General features: G+C 64.0%; 20 protein-coding genes and 2 riboswitches. Of the genes, 5 read left to right on the top strand and 15 right to left on the bottom strand.

Annotation, left to right across the window (positions count from 1 at the left end; genetic code table 11):
• Window positions 1-6: 6 nt before the first annotated feature.
• From PQR32_RS11805 to PQR32_RS11795, 3 genes are all read right to left on the bottom strand, one after another.
• Window positions 7-762 carry an urea amidolyase associated protein UAAP1 gene (locus PQR32_RS11805; protein WP_408226142.1) on the bottom strand — a complete coding sequence of 252 codons (756 nt, stop codon included), beginning with the start codon at window positions 760-762 and terminating at the stop codon, window positions 7-9.
• A gap of 57 nt (window positions 763-819) precedes the next feature.
• Window positions 820-952: riboswitch (guanidine-I (ykkC/yxkD leader) on the bottom strand.
• Between the two features lie 457 nt (window positions 953-1,409).
• Complete coding sequence (locus PQR32_RS11800; protein WP_408226139.1) at window positions 1,410-2,471, bottom strand: isopenicillin N synthase family dioxygenase; 1,062 nt, start codon at window positions 2,469-2,471, stop codon at window positions 1,410-1,412.
• A gap of 9 nt (window positions 2,472-2,480) precedes the next feature.
• Complete coding sequence (locus PQR32_RS11795; protein ID WP_408226136.1) at window positions 2,481-3,383, bottom strand: sugar phosphate isomerase/epimerase family protein; 903 nt, start codon at window positions 3,381-3,383, stop codon at window positions 2,481-2,483.
• Window positions 3,384-3,539: 156 nt separating this feature from the next.
• Between PQR32_RS11795 and PQR32_RS11790 the strand changes: the two genes are divergently transcribed.
• From PQR32_RS11790 to PQR32_RS11780, 3 genes are all read left to right on the top strand, one after another.
• Complete coding sequence (locus tag PQR32_RS11790; RefSeq protein WP_168790464.1) at window positions 3,540-3,908, top strand: helix-turn-helix domain-containing protein; 369 nt, start codon at window positions 3,540-3,542, stop codon at window positions 3,906-3,908.
• A 108-nt stretch (window positions 3,909-4,016) separates the two neighbouring features.
• A riboswitch (guanidine-I (ykkC/yxkD leader) is annotated at window positions 4,017-4,154 on the top strand.
• Between the two features lie 163 nt (window positions 4,155-4,317).
• On the top strand, window positions 4,318-5,385 hold the full coding sequence (locus PQR32_RS11785) for an ABC transporter substrate-binding protein (RefSeq protein ID WP_408226133.1): 1,068 nt from the start codon (window positions 4,318-4,320) through the stop codon (window positions 5,383-5,385).
• A 158-nt stretch (window positions 5,386-5,543) separates the two neighbouring features.
• A complete protein-coding gene (locus PQR32_RS11780; RefSeq protein WP_168790462.1) occupies window positions 5,544-6,587 on the top strand; it encodes a rod shape-determining protein in 1,044 nt (347 codons plus the stop codon).
• Window positions 6,588-6,635: 48 nt separating this feature from the next.
• On the opposite strand, the gene PQR32_RS11775 is transcribed toward PQR32_RS11780, so the two are convergent.
• The 9 genes from PQR32_RS11775 to atzF are packed head-to-tail and all read right to left on the bottom strand — an operon-like array spanning window position 6,636 to window position 15,912.
• Window positions 6,636-7,394 (bottom strand): GntR family transcriptional regulator, encoded by a 759-nt coding sequence (locus PQR32_RS11775; RefSeq protein ID WP_408226130.1) that lies wholly within the window; start codon window positions 7,392-7,394, stop codon window positions 6,636-6,638.
• A 35-nt stretch (window positions 7,395-7,429) separates the two neighbouring features.
• Window positions 7,430-7,816, bottom strand: coding sequence for an oxalurate catabolism protein HpxZ (gene hpxZ / locus PQR32_RS11770; RefSeq protein WP_408226127.1), 387 nt, complete (start codon window positions 7,814-7,816; stop codon window positions 7,430-7,432).
• Window positions 7,807-8,502, bottom strand: coding sequence for a cysteine hydrolase family protein (locus PQR32_RS11765; RefSeq protein ID WP_408226124.1), 696 nt, complete (start codon window positions 8,500-8,502; stop codon window positions 7,807-7,809). The genes hpxZ and PQR32_RS11765 overlap by 10 nt, the downstream gene beginning before the upstream one ends.
• Complete coding sequence (locus PQR32_RS11760; RefSeq protein WP_408226121.1) at window positions 8,499-10,109, bottom strand: ABC transporter ATP-binding protein; 1,611 nt, start codon at window positions 10,107-10,109, stop codon at window positions 8,499-8,501. The genes PQR32_RS11765 and PQR32_RS11760 overlap by 4 nt, the downstream gene beginning before the upstream one ends.
• A gap of 2 nt (window positions 10,110-10,111) precedes the next feature.
• Entirely contained in the window at window positions 10,112-10,804 is a 693-nt protein-coding gene (gene biuH / locus PQR32_RS11755; protein WP_408226118.1) for a biuret amidohydrolase, read from the bottom strand.
• 59 nt (window positions 10,805-10,863) lie between these two features.
• Window positions 10,864-11,790, bottom strand: a complete 927-nt coding sequence (locus PQR32_RS11750; RefSeq protein ID WP_408226115.1) for an ABC transporter permease — start codon at window positions 11,788-11,790, stop codon at window positions 10,864-10,866.
• Window positions 11,783-12,898, bottom strand: a complete 1,116-nt coding sequence (locus PQR32_RS11745; protein WP_408226112.1) for an ABC transporter permease — start codon at window positions 12,896-12,898, stop codon at window positions 11,783-11,785. The genes PQR32_RS11750 and PQR32_RS11745 overlap by 8 nt, the downstream gene beginning before the upstream one ends.
• Window positions 12,899-12,952: 54 nt before the next feature.
• Entirely contained in the window at window positions 12,953-14,050 is a 1,098-nt protein-coding gene (locus tag PQR32_RS11740) for a BMP family ABC transporter substrate-binding protein (protein ID WP_408226109.1), read from the bottom strand.
• A 23-nt stretch (window positions 14,051-14,073) separates the two neighbouring features.
• Window positions 14,074-15,912, bottom strand: coding sequence for an allophanate hydrolase (atzF, locus tag PQR32_RS11735; RefSeq protein WP_408226233.1), 1,839 nt, complete (start codon window positions 15,910-15,912; stop codon window positions 14,074-14,076).
• A 549-nt stretch (window positions 15,913-16,461) separates the two neighbouring features.
• Here atzF and PQR32_RS11730 point away from each other — a divergent pair.
• Window positions 16,462-18,048, top strand: a complete 1,587-nt coding sequence (locus tag PQR32_RS11730; protein WP_408226106.1) for a gamma-glutamyltransferase family protein — start codon at window positions 16,462-16,464, stop codon at window positions 18,046-18,048.
• A 19-nt stretch (window positions 18,049-18,067) separates the two neighbouring features.
• On the opposite strand, the gene PQR32_RS11725 is transcribed toward PQR32_RS11730, so the two are convergent.
• The 3 genes from PQR32_RS11725 to PQR32_RS11715 are packed head-to-tail and all read right to left on the bottom strand — an operon-like array spanning window position 18,068 to window position 20,364.
• Window positions 18,068-18,658 (bottom strand): flavin reductase family protein, encoded by a 591-nt coding sequence (locus PQR32_RS11725; protein WP_408226103.1) that lies wholly within the window; start codon window positions 18,656-18,658, stop codon window positions 18,068-18,070.
• A 9-nt stretch (window positions 18,659-18,667) separates the two neighbouring features.
• Complete coding sequence (locus PQR32_RS11720; protein WP_408226100.1) at window positions 18,668-19,402, bottom strand: GntR family transcriptional regulator; 735 nt, start codon at window positions 19,400-19,402, stop codon at window positions 18,668-18,670.
• The gene (locus tag PQR32_RS11715; protein ID WP_408226097.1) at window positions 19,399-20,364 is read right to left on the bottom strand and encodes a polysaccharide deacetylase family protein; all 966 of its coding nucleotides are present in this window, start codon (window positions 20,362-20,364) and stop codon (window positions 19,399-19,401) included. The genes PQR32_RS11720 and PQR32_RS11715 overlap by 4 nt, the downstream gene beginning before the upstream one ends.
• A gap of 316 nt (window positions 20,365-20,680) precedes the next feature.
• Between PQR32_RS11715 and PQR32_RS11710 the strand changes: the two genes are divergently transcribed.
• Entirely contained in the window at window positions 20,681-21,739 is a 1,059-nt protein-coding gene (locus PQR32_RS11710; RefSeq protein ID WP_408226094.1) for an ABC transporter ATP-binding protein, read from the top strand.
• Window positions 21,740-21,753: the final 14 nt, after the last annotated feature.

Below are 21,753 nucleotides of genomic sequence, written 5' to 3'. Positions count from 1 at the left end.
GTCTCCTTAAACGAACAGACGGTCGGTATTGACGAAACCGCGCCCGTTCTCGGGGCACGCCGAGCGGCAGGGATCGTCGGCCGGTACGCAGGCGTCGGATGCGTACGCGCGGTACGCGATCAGCTTGACGGGCTTCGGTTCGTATTCGGATGAAGGGTCGAGCGGATGCGGCGTGCTCGAGAACGCGGCGAGCGTGTCCATTTCGAAGCGCAGGTCGAACGCGGCGCCGGCCGGTGAATGGCCCGCTACAAAGCTGAGCGCGCCGTCCTCGCCGATCGCGAGTTTGCTGAAGAAGTTGATGTTGGCGACGAGGTCGCGTGTGCCGAGCCCGTGCTTCGCCAGTTCGAGCAGCAGGCTGTCGCGGCCATTGCGGATCATCGCGTTGCGATGCTGCTGGTAACGGGCCTCGCCGTATTTGCTCGCAGACAATTCGGCGTCGCCGACGCCGCCGAGCGGATCGTGCCAGCCGAGCGTGTCGGCGGTGATCGAGGCCAGCACGCGGCCCATATCCGAATAGAGCACGTGGCCGTGCGTCAGATGCGCGGTGTGCTGCGCCTTCAGCGTATCGGCCATGTTGTAGCGTTCGAGCGGTTCGTCGTGCCGGTAGAACACGGCGGCCAGATTCGCGCCGCCTTCGGTATCGACGACGCGCAACGCCATGCCACGGCGCAGCACGCCGGACCAGTGCGTGCCGGCGGGGATCACCGTTTCCCACGCCACATGCGGGATCGGTGCGAGATCGACAGAGGATTGCGTCGACATGGAGGCTCCAGGTATCGGTTGGGAATAAGCATGAGAGGGCGATTGACCGACATCGCGACCTCCCGGGCTTTTATCCCTCCGTGGAGCCTCGCCGGCGCCTTGAAAGAAGGTGAACGGCAAGACCGGATTGCTCTCGGACCAGGCATCGTGCGCATGAAAGCGTCCGACCGGAACCCTAGCGATCCTGAAGATGATGCAAATTACTTCGCACCTCTCGCTGCGTAGCTAAGCGAGTTGTGTGCCAGCGCCGTGTTGAAGATGCGGCGAGCGCAGCGTGGCAAGGGATTGGATGCGATGAGCGGTGTAATTCGTTGTGCGTGGGACGATCGCTCCCGCACCAGTGCCGCGTGCGAAACCGCACCAGTTGAATGCGCCGGGCACCACGATTGGGCTCGATGTCCGCGCGTTTGACGCCAGAACATGGCGCCGGGCGATGGCATGGTGTGTGCGTATCAAGGCGCCACGTCCACTACCTTCATCACATGACCATGCCGACGCTTGCCGCTATTCGACGCGCGCTGTACACCCTGTTGTCGGCACGTTTCATCGAGTTGCAAAAGCAACAGCGCCGCTCGTAATCAAAGCGGCGCTGTTGTCGTGACACGGTGCATTGAAGCTCTGCTATCCGATCTGCGAGCGTTTTTATCTCAATCTTGAGGACTCGGCTCGGCGCTCGCATACCGCGCCTGTTGGCCGAAGCTCGCCAATGCCTTCGAACCATCGGGCAACGCCAGTTGTCCTCGTTCCAGACGTTCCTTCAGATAGGTAAAGCTCTGCGCCGTCTGCGCGAACAGATGGTCGCCGGCCGAGACAGGTGGGTATTTCGCCGCCGCCTCGGGCGTCGAAAACTGCGGCAACGGAGCGACAACCGTGTGATAGTCGCAGGCGAAAAAGAGCGGAAACGAGTAGCGCTCTTCCCTCACTTTGCGCACGCGATGCGACGTAGCGACATAGGTCCCGCCCGTCCACACTTCCAGCATGTCGCCGATGTTCACGACGAATGCGTTCTCGACCGGCGGCGCATCGATCCACTCGCCCTCGCCGTTCATCACTTCGAGTCCGGGCGCGGTCGGCAGCAGGATCGTGAAGCATTCGTAGTCGGTATGCGCGCCGATGCCAGGCCGGTCTTCCGCGGACGGATCGAGCGGATAGTGGATCAGGCGCAACTGGCTCGGCGGCTTGCGCAGATATTGGTCAAAGTGCTGTTCAGGCAAGCCGAGCGCGAGCGAGAAGCCGCGAAACAACGCGCGCCCGAGTTCGAATGCCGCTTCATAATAGCCGCCCACCGCCTCGCGAAAACCCGGCTGCTCGGGCCACGTGTTCGGGCCGAGCATCGGTGTGCCGGCGGTCACGTCGGGGTCGTCGGCGGGCAGTTCCCGGCCGGTGTCGAAGGCTTCCTTCCTGTCGCGCTTGCCGCCCGCGAAGACTTCCTCGCCTTCGGGCACATAGCCGCGATGCGCATCCGACTTGCCGATGTAGTAGCGCATCTTCCATTCATGTTCGGCAGCGAAGAAGCGCTTGGCCTGCTCGATCAGCGCGCGTTGCTGGTCGCGTGACACCTGGTGGCCGGTGACGTAGAAGAAGCCGGCCTCGCGTGCCGCGCGATCGAGTTCGCGGGCGGTCGCAAGGCGCCGGGTCTCGTCATTGCTGAAAAGGCCGCTGACGTCGACGATGGGTAGCTGCTGAAAACGTGTATGGGTTGGGCTCATGAGACGTGCCTAGGCAAGCTGCGGGTTAGTTTGCGATTGCGTTTGCTCTTGCCGCCCTACGTGAACCTTGCGGGCGGCGAGAAATGCAGCCAGATGGCGGCGTTCCTCGCGCCCCATCCAGGTATTGATCTCCCACAGATCGGCCACCGGCGCGTTGGTAAACGGCAGCGTGTGCAGATAGCCGTCGGGGCCGAACTCCGGCGTCATTGTCGTAACGGTGTAGCCCTGCTCGATCTGCGCGGTCCACAGCGCTTCCCAGATCCGCTGATGCGAGGCGAGGCAGTCCGCGTACTCGGGCGCCGCCGGATGCGGCACCTGCGGACCTTGCGGATAGCCGACACGGCCATGCAGATGATGCGCATGCGGCGCCAGTTCGAGGATCGTGTCCCATTCGCTGTCGAGCAGCCGCTCGCACACCGATACCCAATGGCTGAAGTCGCAGGTCAGCTTGAGCGCGGGCACGGCGCGCGCGACGTCGCGGGTAATCCACGGATTGAAAAACGAGCGCCCGCGATGTGTTTCGAAGCTGCAAATAACCTCGTGCTTCGCGGCGATCTCCACCGCGCGCGAGAAAAAGTCCACCTGGGCCGCGGCCGGCCACGCGTCGCAACCGGCCATCACGTTGAAGAAGCGCGGTTCGAGCGGTTTGCCCCAGACGATCTTCTCTTCGAAGTCCCGCAGATGATCGGCCGGCGTCGCCGAACGCTCCGGCACATAGCTGCCGGCCGTCGTGATCTCCGCGATAAAGCCGAGGCCTTCGTCCGCGATGGCCTGCGCAAACGCGTCGCGCGCTTCGCCGCCGGCCGGCACCGGCGCTTCAATGCCGTCGAAGCCGGCCGCCCGCACGAGCGGCGCGGCATCGCGAGGGCCTCCGTCGAATCCCCAGAACGTCTTGAACAATTCGAATTTCATCGCCTCTCCATTTACATGCAAAATTGCATGCAATAGTACACAGGAAAAGCGCGAGTCAATAAACTATCTGTGTGTGGTCGTGCATTATTTTCGCGCGCCCGATTTCCGGCTCAATTAGCACTTAAACTGTGCAGCCCTCCTCCTCGTGGTGAATCGATGAAGAAGAAAATTGCGCGTACCAAGGGGCAAGCCGTCGCGCGCGCCATTCTCGACATGGACTGGCAGTGGTCGGCGCATTTCGGCGATCTCGGCTTGAACGACCTGAACTACAGCGATCTGTTTTGCCGCATGTGGGTGGATCAGGACGACTACTTCGCCAAGACCGCGCTGTATGAGTTCATGCCGGGCGTGAGCCGCCGCACCGCCGTGCGTTACGTGCAGGAGTTGATCGACAGCGGCTGGCTGCTGGAGACGAGTTCCGCCGAGGATCGCCGCATCAAACAGGTGAGCCTCGCGGCTTCGATCGAGGAACGGCTGGAGCAGTTTCTCGCTTATGTGCATCAACGGTTTGCGGCGCTGGATTGACAGCGCGTGCGCGGCGCTCGTATTGAAGCGCTCGCATGGCATGTGCCGAGAATCCCCGCTGGCATATTTCTCGCTAGATGATTGACCGAGAGGTGCGGCAGCATCGCATCTTAGGGATGCTAGGGTTCCGGTTCGCGAGAATGTCTGGTCCGAGAGCAGCCCGGTGCGCCGGCCGGTTCGCTTGCAATCTGATTGCAGGCACGAACCGCCGGCCGCACTACACGGCGGGACAAAAGCCCGGGAGATTGGCGATAGCAATGTCTATCGTGCCTCTCCGTGGCCGGTGTTTGTCTCCCGCAGTTTCCGCGTGTTGTCGTTCTCTCGCGGGAACCGGTCATGTTGTTTCATCGCGCAGTCGCCGCGCGATCCAACTCAACAATCGCAATTGACCGGTCTCCTGGAGAAAACGATGAAACGCTTCGAATCCGCCCGTACGTCCCATGGTTCGCTCACCTCGCCTGCCCGCTTCGCCTCGTCCCTGCGCGTGCGCGGCGCGCTTGCAGCGGCGGCCGCCGCCCTTACTATCGGTTTTACCGCGGGTCTTGCCGCCAGCCCGGCGCAGGCTGCGGCTGCTCCGCTCGCCATCGGCTATAGCGACTGGCCCGGCTTCGTCGCTTTCCAGATCGCCATCGAAAAAGGCTGGTTCAAGGAAGCCGGCGTGGACGTCAATTTTCAGTGGTTCGATTACTCGGCGTCGCTTGATGCGTTCTCCGCCGGCAAGCTCGACGCGGTCGGCGCGACCAACGGCGACGCGCTCGTGACCGGCGCAAGCGGCGCGAAGAACGTAATGATCCTGCTGACCGACTATTCGAGCGGCAACGACATGATCGTCGCCAAACCGCCGGTGCGTACAGTGGAAGGATTGAAGGGCAAGAAGGTCGGCGTCGAAATGGGCCTCGTCGATCACCTGCTGCTCGACACGGCGCTCGAAAAACACGCGCTGAAGGAATCGGACCTCACGCTCGTCAATGCGAAGACCAACGAATTGCCGCAGGTGCTCGCCTCCTCCGGCGATGTCGCCGCGGTCGGCGCCTGGCAACCGAACGCCGGCGAAGCGCTCAAGCGCGTACCGGGCTCGCGGCCGATCTTCACCTCCGCCGACGCCCCCGGCTTGATCTACGACGCGATCACCGTCAATCCCGTCAGCCTGCAATCGCGCAAAGCCGAATGGGCCAAGGTGATCAAAGTCTGGTATCGCTGCGTGGCTTATATCAACGATCCGAAGACGCAACCGGACGCGGTCAAGATCATGTCCGCGCGGGTCGGCCTCACGCCGGCGCAGTACCTGCCCTTGCTGAAAGGCACGCATCTGCTCGACTCGGCGGCGGCGAAAAAGGCCTTCACCAAAGGCGACGGACTGGACTCCGTGTACGGTTCGAGCGTGAACGCCGACAAGTTCAACGTGCGCAATGCCGTGTACAAACAGTCGCAGAACGTGAGCGCCTATATCGATCCGGCACTCGCCAACGCGCAGTAAGCGACCCGCCAGGCACAGCAACCATCACCGCTGAAATAGCCCGCGGACCCGAAACTGTTATTCTTGCGTCTCTCCCGACCGTCAACTGGTCGCCTGCCGCCTTCGGGCGGCACTCCAAGCGGCGCTTTGCGCCCGACTTCCGAGAGACAGGAATTTGCATGTTCGGTTTTCTGCGCGGCTATTTTTCCAATGACCTGGCAATCGACCTCGGCACGTCGAACACCCTGATTTACATGCGCGGCAAGGGCATCGTGCTGGACGAACCCTCGGTGGTTTCGATTCGTCAGGAAGGCGGTCCGAACGGCAAGAAGATCATTCTGGCCGTCGGCAAGGAAGCAAAACAGATGCTCGGCAAGGTGCCGGGCAATATCGAGGCGATCCGCCCGATGAAGGACGGCGTGATCGCCGACTTCAACATCACCCAGCAGATGATCAAGCGCTTCATTCAGATGGCGCACGAGTCGCGTATGTTCGCGCCGTCGCCGCGCATCATCATCTGCGTGCCGTGCGGGTCCACCCAGGTGGAGCGGCGCGCGATCAAGGAGGCCGCGCACAGTGCGGGCGCCTCGCAGGTCTATCTGATCGAGGAGCCGATGGCCGCGGCCACGGGTGCGGGCCTGCCGGTCTCGGATCCGACTGGGTCGATGGTGGTCGATATCGGCGGCGGCACCACGGAAGTGGGCGTGATCTCGCTCGGCGGTATCGTCTATAAAGGCTCGGTGCGCGTGGGCGGCGACAAGTTCGACGACGCGATCGTCAATTACATTCGCCGCAACTACGGCATGCTGATCGGCGAGCAAACGGCCGAAGCGATCAAGAAGGAAATCGGCTCTGCGTTTCCGGGCTCCGAGGTCAAGGAGATGGAAGTCAAGGGCCGCAACATGTCGGAAGGCATTCCGCGCAGCTTCACGGTGTCCAGCAACGAGATTCTCGAAGCGTTGACCGATCCGCTCAACCAGATCGTCTCGGCTGTGAAGATCGCGCTGGAACAGACGCCGCCGGAACTGGGCGCGGACATCGCCGAGCGCGGCATCATGCTGGCGGGCGGCGGCGCGCTGCTGCGCGATCTCGACCGGTTGCTCGCCGAGGAAACCGGCTTGCCGGTGTTCGTCGCCGAAGCGCCGCTGACCTGCGTGGTGCGCGGCTCGGGCATGGCGCTTGAGCGCATCGACAAGTTCGGCGGCGCGTTTTCTTACGAGTGAGTCTGGCGCCCATCCGCGCGCTCAGGACGCTCAGGACACTCGGGCCACTCAGGACACGAACGGCAGCTTGCTATCGCGCGCTGCGGCGAGCATGGAGAGCGTGATCTTGCGCACCTCCAGCTTGCTCTGCGTGATATGCGCGCGCAGCAGAATGATCGCTTCGGTCAGGCGATTGCGTTCGATCAGGTTGAGCATGGTGGAATGCTCGTCGTAAGTGGCGCTGGTGCGGTGCGGCTTCAGAAAATCGAGCCGCCGCACAATGCGGATGCGCTCGGTCACTTCGTTATGCACGCGCAGCATTTCCGCATTGCCGGTGGCGGCGACCAGTTGCCGGTGAAAGTTTTCGTCCATGCCGAACATTTTCACCGGATCGCTCTCGCGCAATTCAGGCACGACGCACCAGATCGCCTTCAATTCCTCGACGGCCGCATGCGCGACATCGCCGCCCGCGCCCACCCGCTCCACCGCCGCGACTTCCAGCACGATGCGTAAATCGTAGAGTTGGTCAAGCTGATCGAAGTTGATCGGCGACACTTTCCATCCGCGCCGGAAACCGACCTCCAGATAGCCTTCGCGTTGCAGACGGAACAGGCCGTCGCGCATCGGCGTGCGTGAGACGCCGTAGTGCTGCGCAATGCCATTCTCCGAAAAGCGGTCGCCCGGAAACAGGCGAAAGCTGAAGATGTCGCTCTTGAGCTGCTGATAGACCTGCTCGGCGAGCGGGTTGGCCGCGGCCGGCGCCGCAGGCGTCTCCTGCATGCCTGAGGCCGCGGGCGTCTCCAGCAGATTCGTCGGGTCGTCGTTCATGATGCCAAGGTCCCTTTTTTCTTATTATCAGCGTTTCACGGCCTGGCGATAAGACTCACGTGCGCGGCGACGATTTTCCAGCTATCGTCGGGACCGACCCTTGCCCACGTTTGCATCTGCCGCCCGAGCAAGGGCGTGGCTTCGCTGGTGAATTCGGTGCTGACGGTGGCGAAGTCGGTGCCGAAAGTGGTTACTACAGTTCGATGCAGCTTGCGCGACTTCGGCACCGGCTCGCAGCACTCGCGCCAGGCGCGAATCGCCTCGCCGCCATGCTGGATTTCGGCGATGCCGTAGCGCACCGTTTCCGGCGTGTGCCAGAACAGCGCGTTCATCGCCGCGACGTCGTTGTCGACCAGCGCGCGCTCGTATTCGATGAACGCCGCGTGCACCTGTGCCACGATTTCGGGCTGATTTACTTCCATGCTGGGATTGTCTCGTCGATTGTCATGAGTGAAACAAGGGGCGCGGTCCAGCCGACAATGCCGCCTTGCGAACGCACCATGTCGAGCGTCGCCTGTTTGAACGCGGGGAAATAGCTCGCGGTGGCGTCTTCGACCAGCAGGCTGTCGTAGCCACGGTCGTTGGCTTCGCGCATCGAGGTTTGCACGCACACTTCGGTGGTTACGCCGGCAAACACCAGATGCGTGATGCCGCGCATCGCGAGTTCCTCGCCGAGCCGGGTCGCGTAGAACGCGCCCTTGCCGGGTTTGTCGATCACCAGTTCGCCGGCCAGTGGCGCGAGCGGTTCGACGATCGCATTGCCGGGCTCGCCGCGAATCAGGATGCGCCCCATCGGCCCGGCATCGCCGATGCGCGCATTCGGCGCGCCGCGCAGACGTTTGGCCGGCGGACAGTCGGACAGATCCGCCGCATGTGATTCACGCGTATGCACGACGAACCATTCATGCTTGCGTGCGAACGCGAGCAACGCGGCCACGGTCGGCACGATTTCAGCGAGCAGCGAGACATCGTTGCCGAGCGATTCGCCGAAGCCGCCCGGTTCGATGAAATCGCGCTGCATGTCGATCACGACCAGTGCGGTTTTCGCGGCGTCGAAGCTGAACGGGCCAGGTTGGGCGTCGATGGTCAACGTGTGGGTCGATGTCATCCGATGGCTTCCCTAAGTTTCTCTGCGGGTACGACGTGCCGCGTGGGCGTGTCGCCGTGGCCCGCCATATGCTGGCCGAGCACGGTGCGATCCGCGCGTGCCGCCGGGGTTTCGAACACCAGCTCGCCCTCGGCGATCACCATGATGCGGTCCGCGAGTTCGAGCAGTTCGTCGAGGTCTTCGCTGACCAGCAGCACGGCCGCGCCCGCATCGCGCGCGGCCATCAGACGCGCATGGATATCGGCCACCGACGCGAAGTCGAGCCCGAACACGGGATTGGCGACGATCAGCACATCCACCGGCTGCCCGAGTTCGCGCGCCAGCACGGCGCGCTGCACATTGCCGCCCGAGAGCGTGCCGATCGCTCGTTCGGGTACGGGCGGGCGCACATTGAATTCGCCGATCAACTGCGTGGCACGCTCGCGCATGGCGCGACGATCGAGCCACCAACCGCCGCGCCGCAACGGCTCGCGGTCGAAGTCGCGCAGCGCGAGATTCTGCGCCACGCTCATGCCGCCGACGCAGGCGTTTTTCAGCGGCTCTTCGGGAATCGCGAAGATCCGCCGTTGCGTCATCTGCTCGCGCGTCGCCTGGTACGGCTTGCCGGCGACCTGCATGTCGCCGGTCTTCACACGACGCTGGCCGACCAGCGCTTCCACCAGTTCCTTCTGACCGTTGCCGGAGACGCCCGCAAGGCCGAGAATTTCGCCGGCTCGCACGGACAGCGTCGCGTGCTTCACAGCTGTGTGGCCGCGATCGTCTTCCACGGATACATCGCGCAACGCGAGACGCACTTGAGCCGTTTCGTCGAGCGGCTTGCGCTGAACACGTTCTTCCGTCACAGCGGCCATGACAGGCGCGTCGGTCGTTGCCACGGTGCCCATCATCCATGCGGCGAGTTCATCGCGGCTCGTATTCGCCACTGCACTGGTGCCCACCTGACGACCTTTGCGCAACACGGTGACGTCGTCCGCGTAGGCCATCACTTCGCGGAACTTGTGCGTGATCATCAGCACGGTCAGCTCGCCGCGCGTGGTCAGGTCGCGCATCAGGCCGAGTACTTCGTCGGCTTCCTGCGGTGTCAGTACGGAAGTCGGTTCGTCCAGTATCAGAAAGCGCTGTTGCAGATAGAGCTGCTTGAGGATTTCGAGCTTCTGCTTTTCACCGGCGGCGAGGGCTGCGACCGGCGCGTCGAGCGGCAAGCGAAACGGCATGCGCTGCATGAATGCGGCGAGCGCGGCTCGTTCCGCTTTCCAGTCGATTTTCCACGGCATCTGCCCGCGCGCGAGCAGCAGGTTTTCTTCGACGGATAATCCCGAGGCCAGCGTGAAATGCTGATACACCATGCCGATGCCGAGCGCTTGCGCGTCGCGCGGCGAGTGGATGTGCACCTCGCGGCCATCGGCGGCAATCTGTCCGTCGTCGAGCACGCCGTAGCCGACGAGTCCCTTCACGAGCGTGCTCTTGCCCGCGCCGTTTTCGCCGAGCAGCGCGTGGATCGTGCCGGCCTTCACCTTGATCGAGACGCCGTCCAACGCGCGGAACGCGCCGAACGATTTGCTCGCATTCAGCACTTCGACACCGAGGGCTTGCCGTACGGTCGACATGATCATCCACCTAGCGTTAGCAGCAGAGCGCCGGAGTCCGACACCGTGCCGAACACGCCGCCTTGCATCGTGATCATGTGCAAGGCGGCGTCGTGATTGCTTTTGTCGGTCGCGCCGCAGCAGTCGGCGAGCACCGTGCATTCGAAACCGCGGTCGTTGGCTTCGCGCATGGTCGTATGCACGCAGACGTCGGTCGTGATGCCGGTCAGCACCAGATTGTCGATGCCGCGCGTGCGCAGGATCAGTTCGAGATCCGTCGCGCAGAAAGAGCCTTTGCCCGGCTTGTCGATGACGATCTCGCCCGCCAGCGGCTTCAGTTCGTCGATGATGTCCCAGCCCGGTTCGCCGCGCACGAGGATCTTGCCGCACGGGCCGTCGTCGCCGATACCCACGCCGTCGGTGCCCGCACGGCGGCTGCGCCAGCGCTTGTTGGCGGGCAGATCGGAGAGATCGGGCCGGTGGCCTTCACGCGTGTGGATGATCGTGAAACCCTGCTCGCGCATCGCCTTCAGCACACGTTTGATCGGCTCGATCGGCGCACGCGTGAGCGAGAGGTCGTAGCCCATCTTGTCGACGTAGCCGCCGTGGCCGCAGAAATCCGTCTGCATGTCGATGATCACGAGCGCGGTGTTGTCCGGGCGCAGATTGCCGTCGTAGGGCCAGGGGTAAGGTCTCGCTTCGATGAATCGGGTCATGGTCGGGTTATCCTGGGTTGGGTTCATGAGATCGACGCGGTCGAATGTGCGCGACCATCTCAGCGTGTCAGGCTCAGCTCGCCGGGCGCGCCCGCCAGCGTGCGATCCGGACGGCAATTGATGATCATGATCACGAGCGTCAGCACATACGGCGCGGCGTTGTACAGGTAGTAGCCGCTCGTCACGCCGATCGCCTGCAACGCGGGGCCGAGCGCGCCCGCGGCGCCGAACAGCAACGCGGCCCACAGACAGCGCAATGGCTGCCAACGCGCGAAGATCACCAGCGCGACGGCCATGAGCCCCTGCCCACTGGAAAGCCCTTCGTTCCAGCTCCCCGGATACACCAGCGACAGATACGCGCCACCGACGCCCGCGAACACGCCGCCCACCGCGGTCGCCGCAATGCGCACGCGTGTTAGTGGATAGCCCATCGCGCGTGCCGTTTCCGCGTGATCGCCGACGAGCCGCAGCACCATGCCCCAGCGCGTATTGCGCAAGCCCCATTGCAGAACGAAGGCGAGCGCCACGCCGATCACGAACAGCAGGTTCAGATGCAGCGCGTTATGCAGTTGTGGCGACGAACTCCACGCGCCGAGATCGATAAACGGCAGCATCGGCGCTTGCGGTTCGATAAAAGGTTTGCCGAGATAGAACGCGAGGCCGGTGCCGAGCAACATCAACGCGATACCGAAGGCAATGTCCGACACGCGCGGCAATGAGCACACGAGGCCGTGCAAGCAGCCGAGCAGCAAGCCGATCGAGCCCGCGGCGAGCACGCCGATCCATGGCGAGCCGCTCAGAAACGCGCCCGCATAACCGCTCATCGCGCCGGAGACGAGAATGCCTTCCAGGCCGAGATTCACGCGGCCGCCCTTCTCGGTCAGACACTCGCCCAGACTGACGAACAGATAAGGCGTGCTGACGCGGATCGCACCGGCGAACAGCGACAACAACAGAATGACGATGGGCGAATGCATATCAGGCATGGGTCTGCTCCAGTTGCACGGGAAGATCGGTCTGCGCGGCGGCCTGCAACTTCACGCGCCACGCGGCGATGCGGCCGCCGAGCGCTTCCCACGCGAGCAGGTTGGCGAACAGCAGGCCTTGCAGGACGAGGGTGGTGGCGTCGGGCAAATCGAGGCGCCGTTGCAGCAGACTGCCGCTCGCTTCGATGCCGCCGATCATCAGCGCGCACGCGATGATCGCGAGCGGATTCTGGCGCGCCGCAAAGGCGACGAGAATGCCCGCGTAACCGTAGCCCGCGAGCAGCGACGCGTTCGCGCTGCCCTGCACCGCCGCGACTTCGAACATGCCGCCGAGTCCGGCCGCGGCGCCGCCGAGCACGCACGCGGTCAGCGCGAGCGTATTGACGGGCAAGCCGACCAGACGCGCGGCGCGATTGCTGCCGCCCACTACGCGCATCGCAAACCCTTTGGTGCTGAACTTCACGAACACCCACGCCGCGATGCACGCGACGATGCCCCAGAACAGGCCCCAATGCGTGTCGAGTCCGGGGATCGAGCCGATCATCATCGCGTCGGGCACGGGCAGCGTCGACGGTTTGTTCAGGCTCGCGGGATCGCGCAGCGGCCCTTCCACGAGATGCTTGAACACGGCGATCGCGATATACGACATCAACAGACTGCTGATGGTCTCGTTGATGCCGCGCCATTGCCGCAATGCGCCGACCGCGCCGATCCAGACGCCGCCCGCGAGCATGCCGGCAAGCGCCATCAACGGCGTGGCGATGAGCCAGGGCGTGTTATGCGGCAGCATCTGCGGGACGATGGCGGCGCACATGCCGCCGAGTGCGAGCGCGCCCTCGCCGCCGATCACGATCAGCCCGACCTGCGCCGGCAAGGCGACGCACAATGCGGTCAGCATCAGCGGCGCGGCGCGCAGCAACGTGCTCTGCCACGCGAATGACGAGCCGAACGCGCCCTGGAAAATCAGCGCGATCGCGTCGGGCGCCGGTTGGCCCTGCACCAGCAGGAACAGCGAGAACAGCAGCAAGGTGCCGAGCACCGCCAGCACGGTCGGCAACGCGGGCAAGAACGAGAGCATCACTCTCGCGGCAGAGGCATTGGGGCGCATCACGGCTCCTTGATTGACGTAAACATCGTCACGCAAACTTCGCCGTCGTCAGAATCAGATCTGGCCGACGACGCCCGCGACCAGATAATTCATGCTTTCCAGCGTGTAGTCGGTCTGGCTGTGGCTCGCGCCCGAGGCGATCGCCGTGCCGCCCTTGTTGTCCTTCATCGGGCCTTTGAAGATCACGAAGTTGCCGGCCACCATGCTGCTTCTGATCGAGTCGGCGTTCTGCTTCGCGGCGGCCGTGACTTTCGCGCCGTACGGCGACATCTTCACGAAGCCCTCTTTCAGGCCGCCGCGCAGTACGTTGGGTTGCGGCGTGCCGGCTTGCGCGCCCGTCACCAGTTGCTTGTACGGCGTCGCCCAATCCCATTCCGCGCCGGTCAGATAACCCTTGGGCGCGAGCGCGGCCTGGCTCGCGTGATAGCCGCAACTCATCGCGCCACGTTTTTCCGCGGTCTCGACCACGACCTTCGGACCGTCGACGTGACAGGTCAGCACGTCGCAGCCTTGATCGACGAGGCTGTTGGTGGCCTCGGCTTCCTTGACCGGCATCGACCAGTCGCCGGTGAAAATCACCTGTGTGGTGATCGACGGATCGACCGACTGCGCGCCGAGCGTGAACGAATTGATGTTGCGCAGCACTTGCGGGATCGGTTTGGCCGCGACGAAGCCGAGCTTCTTGCTCTTCGTCATATGGCCGGCGACCACGCCGTTCAGGTACTGGCACTCGTCGATATAGCCGAAGTAGCTGGTGATGTTCGACGGGTTGCCCTGCTTCCACAAACCGCCGCAATGGGCGAATCGCACCTTCGGATACTTCGCCGCCATCTTCAGCACGTGCGGGTCGAAGTAGCCGAACGAGGTCGCGAAGATGAGCGTGGCGCCGTCCTGTTCGATCATCGCTTCCATCGTTTTCTGCACGGCGATGGTCTCGGGCACGTTCTCTTCTTCCACCACCTTCACGTCCGGCATCTTCCTGATCACCGCGGCGGCTTGCGCCTGCGCCTGGTTGTAGCCGTAGTCGCCGCGCGCGCCGACGTAGATCACGCCGACGGTGGTCTTCGGCGCGGCGAACACCGACTGGATGGGCAGAATATTGCCGAGCGCCAACAGGCTGGCGCTCTTGATGAAATGGCGGCGGCTGGTCATGGTGTCCAATTCCTGATCGAGGGTTAAAGAGCGTTGGCCTGAGGGTTGGCTTGCGGCTTTGGCTTAAGGCTCGCCAGATACGCGAGCCAGCCGCCGAACGACGTGATGTCGAGCGCGCCGCTGTCGTCGCTTACCGCCGACGGCTCGCAGATAAACCCTTTCACGCTGTGGCCGTCGGCGAGTTGCAACGTGCCGATGCCGAGCGGCGCGGGCACGTCGGCGACGAATTGGCCGAAGGTGCGCAGCGGCACTTCCCACAATTCGATGGCGATCGGCTGGCCTCGCTGCTGCGTCGAGCGCACGAGGCCGGGTTTCGGTGGTTGCGTGTTGGCGAGCGCGTAGAGCTTGTAGCCGGGCGCGGTGTGCGTCGCCTTCACGAAACGCGCGCCGGCTTGCTGGAGCTGCCAGTTCAACGGCTGGCCGCGCAGATGCGCGCCGACCACCGCGAGGGTGATGGCGGGCTCCTGGAACGGCAACGGCTGGATGAGCGTGTTCGTTGTCGTCGAAGCCTCGATGCCGTTCGCGAACAACGCCTGAATCCGCGCGCCCAGTTCGGCAAGACGGCGGTCCGCGCCGCTCGGCGCGATCAGTGTGACGCCGGCCGGCAAGCCGTCGCTGCGCCGCTGACACGGCACGGCCAGCGCGCACAGATCGAGCAGGTTGACGAAGTTGGTGTAGTAGCCGAGCTGGCTGTTCAGTTCGACGGGATTGGCCTGCACGTCCGCGATCAGTGGATGCGTCGGCGTGGTGGGCACGATCAGGACATCGATCGCGTCGAAGAGCGCTTCGGCGTGCCGCTTGAGATCGGCCAGCGCGTACTGGCCGTTGAACGCATCGGCGGCGCTGAACTGCTCAGCCTTGCCGATCACTTTGGCCACGACCGCATCGATCGCTCCGTGATGGGTTTCAAAGAAACCGCCGAGCGCGGCGCGCCGTTCCGCGACCCAGGGGCCGTCGTATAGCAAGGCGGAAACGGCCTTGAGCGGTTCGAAGTCGATCGCTTGCGTTGGCAGATGGAGATGCGTCGTGAGCGTGTCGAGTGCGCTTGAAAACGCCCGGCTCGCGATGGCGTCGCCGTAAAACTCCAATCGCTCCGGCACGCCGATGCGCGGAGCCGAACGCAGCAGGCCAAGGCTCGGCACCTTGCGCGAGTAGCCGTCGAGCGAATCGAAGCAGGCGATTTCGCTGAGCACGCGCCAGGCATCGCCGACGTCGTGCGCGAACACGGAGATCGTGTCGAGGCTTCGGCACGCGGGCACCACGCCACGTTTGCTGACCAGTCCCAGCGAAGGTTTCAGACCGACCAGACCGTTGAATCCCGCCGGCACACGTCCCGAACCCGCGGTGTCGGTGCCGAGCGAAAACGCCACGCACCCCGCCGCCACGGCGACCGCCGAGCCCGAACTCGAACCACCCGACACGCGCAGTGGCGACTCGGTGTGCCGCACGGCGCCATACGGCGAGCGCGTGCCGACGAGGCCGGTGGCGAACTGATCGAGATTGGTCTTGCCGATCAGGATGGCGCCGGCGTCGATAAGCCGCTGCACGGCGAAGGCCGATGCGTCCGGCGTATAGCTGAAGGAGTCGCAAGCGGCCGTGGTCGGCAAGCCGGCGACGTCGATGTTGTCCTTGACCGCGAACGGCACGCCGAACAGCGGCATGTGTTCGAACACCGCGCTGCCCTGCGCGTCGTACAACGCTTCGAGCGCTTTCGCGCGGGCCTGCAGGTCGGCAGTCGGCACGCGCAGAATCCAGACTTCCGGCCGGTCGATGGCGTCGATTTGCGCCAGCGCCAACGATACGGCTTCGGTCGGCGTGAGGCTTCCCGCAGCGTATGCCGCGAGCAGACCGTTGACCGTCATGGGTGAGGAAATAGACACCTGTTTTTCCTTGAGTTCAATCTTGAATACAAGTTTGGACTCAAATTAGCAGGAGCTATGCCAGTTGCTTTTTCCGCCGTGGAAATTCGGTTCAACGCCAAGCCAGGAGGCACTTCGCCAATTCAGTCACAGCGGCCGCGCCGGTCATGAAACGACGCCACTCCGCGCTTCCGATGGTGCAGCGCTCACCAACTCGGGGCTCACGCGCCCTGGATTCGCGCCGACTCGCGCATCGGCAACGCGGGCTGCGATGTGCCGGCCATGATGAACGCGCGCCCATTTCATGCGCCTCGTTTTGTGATCTTGCCGCTCACGCGTATGACCGAAACATTCGCGGCACGCGAGCCTAACGAATCCGACGACGCAACGCGGTTCGCCACGCGGGCCGAATCGCCAGGCGCGCACACATCGCCGGTGTGTTTAGCGTTAGCGAAGCGCGCCGGCCTACGTGCTACTCGACGGCTCATCATCCAAAAATTGGCGATCTATACTCGCGGCACCTTCCGGCGAACCTTCAGCAGCGGAGCCTCGATGCACAATCTGAAACCCGCCGGCACGCATGGCGGCATGGTCACCAGTCCTCATGCGCTGGCAAGCGAGGCGGGCCGCGACGTCCTGCGCGCGGGCGGCAACGCCATCGAAGCCGCCATCGCGATCGGCGCGGCGCTGTGTGTGACGTACCCGCATTTCACGGGACTTGGCGGCGACGCCTTCTGGGTGATCGGCGACCGGCAAGGGACGATGCGCACGCTATCGGGCATCGGTCAGGCCGCGGCGCAACTGCCGGCGTTCAACGGTGCGATCCCGTTGCGCGGTCCCGCGTCGGCGATCACCACCGCCGCGACCGTCGATACATGGCATCAGGCTTACGGGATCAGTCAAAGTGCCTGGGGCGGCGAGCAGTCGTGGTCGTCGCTGTTCGACCGTGCACTCGAACTTGCCGCCGACGGCTTTCCCGTCACGCCGTCACAGCATTTCTGGCAAACCATGCGCGCCGACGAATTGCAGGCGTTGCCAGGTTTCGCGGCAACCTTTATGCCGCACGGCCATATTCCCGCGATCGACGAGCGCTTCATGCAACCGGCGCTGGCGAAAAGCCTCGAGCGCATTGCGCGTTTCGGCGCACGCGAATGCTACGAAGGCGACCTGGCTGAGCGAATCGCCCATGGTCTACGGCAAGCCGGCTCGCCACTCAGTGCTAGCGACCTCGCCCGCACGCATGCGCGCAACGAAGCGCCGCTGCGTGTCGCTTATCGCGGCGGCGAACTGGTGAGCCTGCGGCCACCCACGCAAGGCGTGACGACCTTGCAGATCATGGGCACGCTGGAGCGCTTCGATCTTGGATCGATTCCGGAAGGCAGCGCCGATTACTATCATCTGCTGGTGGAAGCCGTTAAATGCGCGTTCGTGGATCGTGACCGTTTCGTCTCCGATCCCGAGTTCAACATCGTGCCGGTCGACGAGATGCTCTCGCCCGCCACGCTCGACGCCCACGCCCGCACGATCCATCAGCGCAAAGCACGCGCATGGCCGCATGTTTTCCGTCCGGGCGATACGGTATTTATCGGCGCGACGGATCGCGAAGGCCGCAGCGTGAGCGTGCTGCAAACGGTCTACTTCGACTGGGGCAGCGGCGTGGTGGCGGGCGACACCGGCATTCTGTGGCACAACCGCGGCGCGTCGTTCAGCACGAACCCCGCGCATCACAACGCCGTGCAGCCGGGCAAGCGGCCTTTCCATACGCTCAACCCCGGCATGTATGTGAAGGACGGCCGCCCGCAGTTACTGTTCGGCACGCAAGGCGCGGACGGTCAGCCGCAAACGCTGGCCGCGATTCTCACGCGGTTGATCGACTACGGCATGGACCCGCTGACCGCCCTCGCCCGTCCGCGCTTTCTGCTCGGCAAGACTTTCTCCGACACGCGCGATGCATTGAAACTCGAAGCGGACGCCGGTGCCGACGTATTCGCGGAACTCGCCGCACGCGGACACGAGGTGAGCGCGATCGATGCGCAAAGTCCGTTAGCGGGGCATCCAGGCGTGATTCGCATCGACGCGGACGGCGCGGCCACGGGCGCGCACGATCCTCGCAGCGACGGCCGGGCGCTCATGGTGTGACGCGACGGGCGCCGGCGCGTCACTCTAACGTGAACCGGTCCCGCGTCGTCACATAGTCGCTCGCGCCGAAGCGGCCCACCGGGAAATAGTGTTGCAAGCGCACGCGCCACGTTTCCGTATCGATCAACTCGTCCCGCGCGTGCAGCCGATGCACGCGTCCGATGAAAATCTGCCGGCTCGTCGTCTCCAGCGTCTCCCACGTCGTGCACTCGAACGCGACCGGCGCTTCGGCGATGCGCGGCGGCTTGACGTGTGAACTGGGCACCGGCGTCAAGCCGACTTCGACGAGTTCGCTTACGTTCGGCGGCAGCCTTTCACCACAGCGATGCATTTTCCCGGCGATGGCTTCGTCCGCGAGATGCACCACGAACTCGCCGGTGCGCACGATATTCACCGCCGTGTCCTTCAGCGTGCCGTCGGCCACGCGGTTGACGCTGATCATCACGATCGGCGGCTCCTCGCCGAGCATGTTGAACATCGAGAACGGCGCGGCGTTGATCGTGCCGTCGGCGCCGAGCGTGGTGACGAGCGCGATTGGACGCGGCACGATCAGGCTCGCCATCAGCTTGTAACGCTGGTATTCGGTGATCGCTTCGAAGTCGATTTCCATGTCCGCCACCTAGTTGGGAGTCACTGATGCGGTGATGCCGAGCAACTGGCCGAGGCTTTTTTCGCCGCGCATCCGCGAGGTTTCGATCCGTTCTTCGAGGTCGCGCAGATGCGCTTCCATATGCGCGATCGCGCCCGCTGCATCGCGCGCCTCGATGCAATCGACGATCGCCGCATGCTCCGCGTGTTCGCACGGCGCATGCCCCGGCGGTTCATACACGCCGACGATCAGCGAGCAGCGCGAGACCAGTTCCTTCAGATAGTTTTGCAGAATCGAGTTGCGCGCCAGCGCGGCGATGCGCATATGAAAACCGCTGGCGAGCGTCGCCCAGGAAGGCTGGTCGAAGCGATGCATCGCTTCATGTTCGCTCGCGAGTTGTTGGCGCAACGCCTTGATGTCCTTGGCGTTCGCGCGCTGCACGGCGAGCTCGACCAGCATCCGTTCGACGGAGCGCCGCGCCTCGAAGATCTCGCGCGTTTCCTCGGGCGTGGGTTCGGCGATCACCGCGCCCTTGTTCGGCCGCAATACGACGATGCCGTCATACGCGAGCTTTTCCAGCACGCGCCGCACCACCGCCCGGCCCACGCCGAACAACTGGCACAACTCGGGCTCCGGCAGTTTCGTGCCCGGCGTCAGACGATGATTCAGCACGCCGTCGAAGATCGACTGGTAGATGCGCGCGTCGAGGTCCGCGTCGTCTTTTGGGACTTTCTTTGCGGTGGCCGCGCCGGCTTTCGCGTTCACGCGACGGCCGGGCGCACAAGGCCGTCCCGCTCCAGCACATCCATATGAGTTGCAATGGCGCCCGGCGTGGTGATCCACACGTCGCCCCGAACGCGCGCCGCGGCAATATGCTCGAGCGCGCGGCGCAGATGCCGCAAGCGATACGGCTGCCCGATCAGATACGGATGCAGTGCGATGCCCATCACCAGCGCCTGCGGCTGCGCGCCGCGATTGGCCTGTTCGAGCATCTCGTCGAACTGGTCGATGATCATATCGGCGAAGGCGCGGCCATCCATATGGCGGCCCACCATCATCGGCAAATCGTTGAGTTCCTGCGGATACGGAATCGACCACAGCGGTGCACCGCGCGTGGCCATTCGCACGGGACGATCATCGTGACACCAGTTCAGCGTGTAGCGATAGCCGGTCTCGGCAAGCAGATCGGGCGTCAGATGCGACTCCGAAATCCACGGCGAAAGCCAGCCCTGCGGCGCCGTGCCGGACACTTCCGCGATCCGTTCGCGGCAATGCAGAAGCAGCTCACGTTCGCCGGTTTCGTCGAGATCGCTCTGCCGGTGCGCGTTCGTGTGGCCGTGGCCGATCAGTTCGTCGCCGCGCGCCACGCAGGCCGCGATCAACTCCGGGCAGTGATCGTAGAGAGCCGTATTGATGAGTGTGCCCGCAGGCAGTTCGAGTTGATCGAACAACTCGATGCAACGCCACGCACCGACGCGATTGCCGTACTCACGCCAGCTATGGTTCAGCACATCCGGTTGCGGCGAGACCGGACCGAGCGCGGCGCCGAGCCCTTCCCCAAAAGCAAAGTGTTCGATGTTGAAGCCCAGATAGACCGCGAGTCCGCTGCCGCCTGGCCAGCGGTACGCGTCGCCGTCGGTGATCGGGCGGTACGCGAAGCGGCCATGCGTGGCGAGCAATTGACGCGCGCGGTTCTCCGCGGCGGACATGTTCCGTGTGTCGTTCATTTGAAGAAGCCGTGGGTGAGGGAAAGCGCCGGGCCGCATCAGCGCATGAACCGGAATGGTCAGTTCATGCCCCGCGACGGACCCGGCACGCACCGTGATCGCGCAAAAGAATCGTTGGAATCGCTAACGATCGACGCTGCGGATCGTTTGCAATATGTGAGCCAACTCGTAGACGTTAAGCACACCGGCGCGTCGGCAATCAATCAACCATCAGGATGCAGACGATGGCACATGTCTTGCATTTGCTTGGCGTCGTTCAGGCGCGGTGTCAGTTTTTGTGCGCCCCGCTCTTCGCCGATTACGAGGACACCCCTTCATGATTCAGCCTGCTTCAACGGTGCTCGAAACCAAAGCCGCCGACATCGAGCTGGTGCACGTGTCGAAGCAATATGGCGACTCGCTCGCCGTCGACGCGATCGATCTGCGCATCGCCGGCGGCCAGTACTGCTGCCTGCTCGGACCATCGGGATGTGGCAAGACCTCGACGTTGCGCATGATCGCCGGGCATGAATCGGTCACCGAGGGTGACATTCTGATCGCCGGCCGCAACGTCACACGCGCCGAGCCCGCTGCTCGCGGCACGGCGATGGTGTTCCAGAACTACGCGCTGTTTCCGCATCTGAGCGCGCTCGACAACGTCGCGTTCAGCCTGAAGATGCGTGGCATCGGCAAAGACGCGCGGCGCAAGCGCGCTGCAGAGTTACTCGAACTGGTCGCCATGTCCGCGTACGCCGAACGCAAACCGGCCCAACTTTCCGGCGGCCAGCAGCAACGGGTCGCGCTCGCCCGCGCGCTGTTGAATCAGCCGGGTTGCCTGTTGCTCGACGAACCGCTCTCCGCGCTCGACCCGTTTCTGCGCGTGCAGATGCGCGCCGAACTCAAGCGCTGGCAGAAAGAACTCGGCATTACCTTCGTGCACGTCACCCATTCGCAGGAAGAAGCGATGGCGCTCGCCGATCTCGTCGTGGTGATGAGCCATGGACGTATCGAGCAAAGCGGCACACCGCATGAAGTCTTCAACCTTCCGCGCACCGAATTCGTCGCGCGCTTTCTCGGCGGTCACAACGTCTTCAATACCCATGGCCGGTCGTTTACCGTGCGCGCCGATCATCTGCGCGTCGTGCCGCATGGCATTACGCCGGTGCAGAACGCGAGCGGCGACAACGGCATGACGCGCATTGGCGGCGTGCCTTGCACAGTGCGTGAAGCCGAATATCAGGGCACGCATCTACGCGTGACGCTCGATCCGCTCGACGGTTCACCCGAACTGGTCTCGCTCGTCAGCGACGGCGATTACGACCCGGCGCGGCTCGGTCCCGAGGCACGCGTGGTGGTCTGGTGGGAAGAGCGGGACGCGCATCCGCTCGCGGCGTGAGTATCGAACGCGCG

Source organism: Paraburkholderia dipogonis (assembly GCF_046027395.1).
Taxonomy (GTDB): domain Bacteria; phylum Pseudomonadota; class Gammaproteobacteria; order Burkholderiales; family Burkholderiaceae; genus Paraburkholderia; species Paraburkholderia dipogonis_A.
Note: the sequence above shows the minus strand (reverse complement) of the source record. Positions and strands in the feature narration are given on the sequence as shown.

What these genes read in the sequence shown, in the direction of transcription:
- PQR32_RS11750 (WP_408226115.1), bottom strand. Translation starts at nt 11,790, where the DNA reads ATGCCTGATATGCATTCGCCCATCGTCATTCTGTTGTTGTCGCTGTTC.
- PQR32_RS11785 (WP_408226133.1), top strand. Translation starts at nt 4,318, where the DNA reads ATGAAACGCTTCGAATCCGCCCGTACGTCCCATGGTTCGCTCACCTCG.
- PQR32_RS11730 (WP_408226106.1), top strand. Translation starts at nt 16,462, where the DNA reads ATGCACAATCTGAAACCCGCCGGCACGCATGGCGGCATGGTCACCAGT.
- PQR32_RS11800 (WP_408226139.1), bottom strand. Translation starts at nt 2,471, where the DNA reads ATGAGCCCAACCCATACACGTTTTCAGCAGCTACCCATCGTCGACGTC.
- biuH (WP_408226118.1), bottom strand. Translation starts at nt 10,804, where the DNA reads ATGACCCGATTCATCGAAGCGAGACCTTACCCCTGGCCCTACGACGGC.
- PQR32_RS11715 (WP_408226097.1), bottom strand. Translation starts at nt 20,364, where the DNA reads ATGAACGACACACGGAACATGTCCGCCGCGGAGAACCGCGCGCGTCAA.
- PQR32_RS11710 (WP_408226094.1), top strand. Translation starts at nt 20,681, where the DNA reads ATGATTCAGCCTGCTTCAACGGTGCTCGAAACCAAAGCCGCCGACATC.
- PQR32_RS11780 (WP_168790462.1), top strand. Translation starts at nt 5,544, where the DNA reads ATGTTCGGTTTTCTGCGCGGCTATTTTTCCAATGACCTGGCAATCGAC.
- PQR32_RS11795 (WP_408226136.1), bottom strand. Translation starts at nt 3,383, where the DNA reads ATGAAATTCGAATTGTTCAAGACGTTCTGGGGATTCGACGGAGGCCCT.
- PQR32_RS11745 (WP_408226112.1), bottom strand. Translation starts at nt 12,898, where the DNA reads ATGCGCCCCAATGCCTCTGCCGCGAGAGTGATGCTCTCGTTCTTGCCC.
- PQR32_RS11775 (WP_408226130.1), bottom strand. Translation starts at nt 7,394, where the DNA reads ATGAACGACGACCCGACGAATCTGCTGGAGACGCCCGCGGCCTCAGGC.
- atzF (WP_408226233.1), bottom strand. Translation starts at nt 15,912, where the DNA reads ATGACGGTCAACGGTCTGCTCGCGGCATACGCTGCGGGAAGCCTCACG.
- PQR32_RS11790 (WP_168790464.1), top strand. Translation starts at nt 3,540, where the DNA reads ATGAAGAAGAAAATTGCGCGTACCAAGGGGCAAGCCGTCGCGCGCGCC.
- PQR32_RS11725 (WP_408226103.1), bottom strand. Translation starts at nt 18,658, where the DNA reads ATGGAAATCGACTTCGAAGCGATCACCGAATACCAGCGTTACAAGCTG.
- PQR32_RS11805 (WP_408226142.1), bottom strand. Translation starts at nt 762, where the DNA reads ATGTCGACGCAATCCTCTGTCGATCTCGCACCGATCCCGCATGTGGCG.
- hpxZ (WP_408226127.1), bottom strand. Translation starts at nt 7,816, where the DNA reads ATGGAAGTAAATCAGCCCGAAATCGTGGCACAGGTGCACGCGGCGTTC.
- PQR32_RS11765 (WP_408226124.1), bottom strand. Translation starts at nt 8,502, where the DNA reads ATGACATCGACCCACACGTTGACCATCGACGCCCAACCTGGCCCGTTC.
- PQR32_RS11740 (WP_408226109.1), bottom strand. Translation starts at nt 14,050, where the DNA reads ATGACCAGCCGCCGCCATTTCATCAAGAGCGCCAGCCTGTTGGCGCTC.
- PQR32_RS11760 (WP_408226121.1), bottom strand. Translation starts at nt 10,109, where the DNA reads ATGTCGACCGTACGGCAAGCCCTCGGTGTCGAAGTGCTGAATGCGAGC.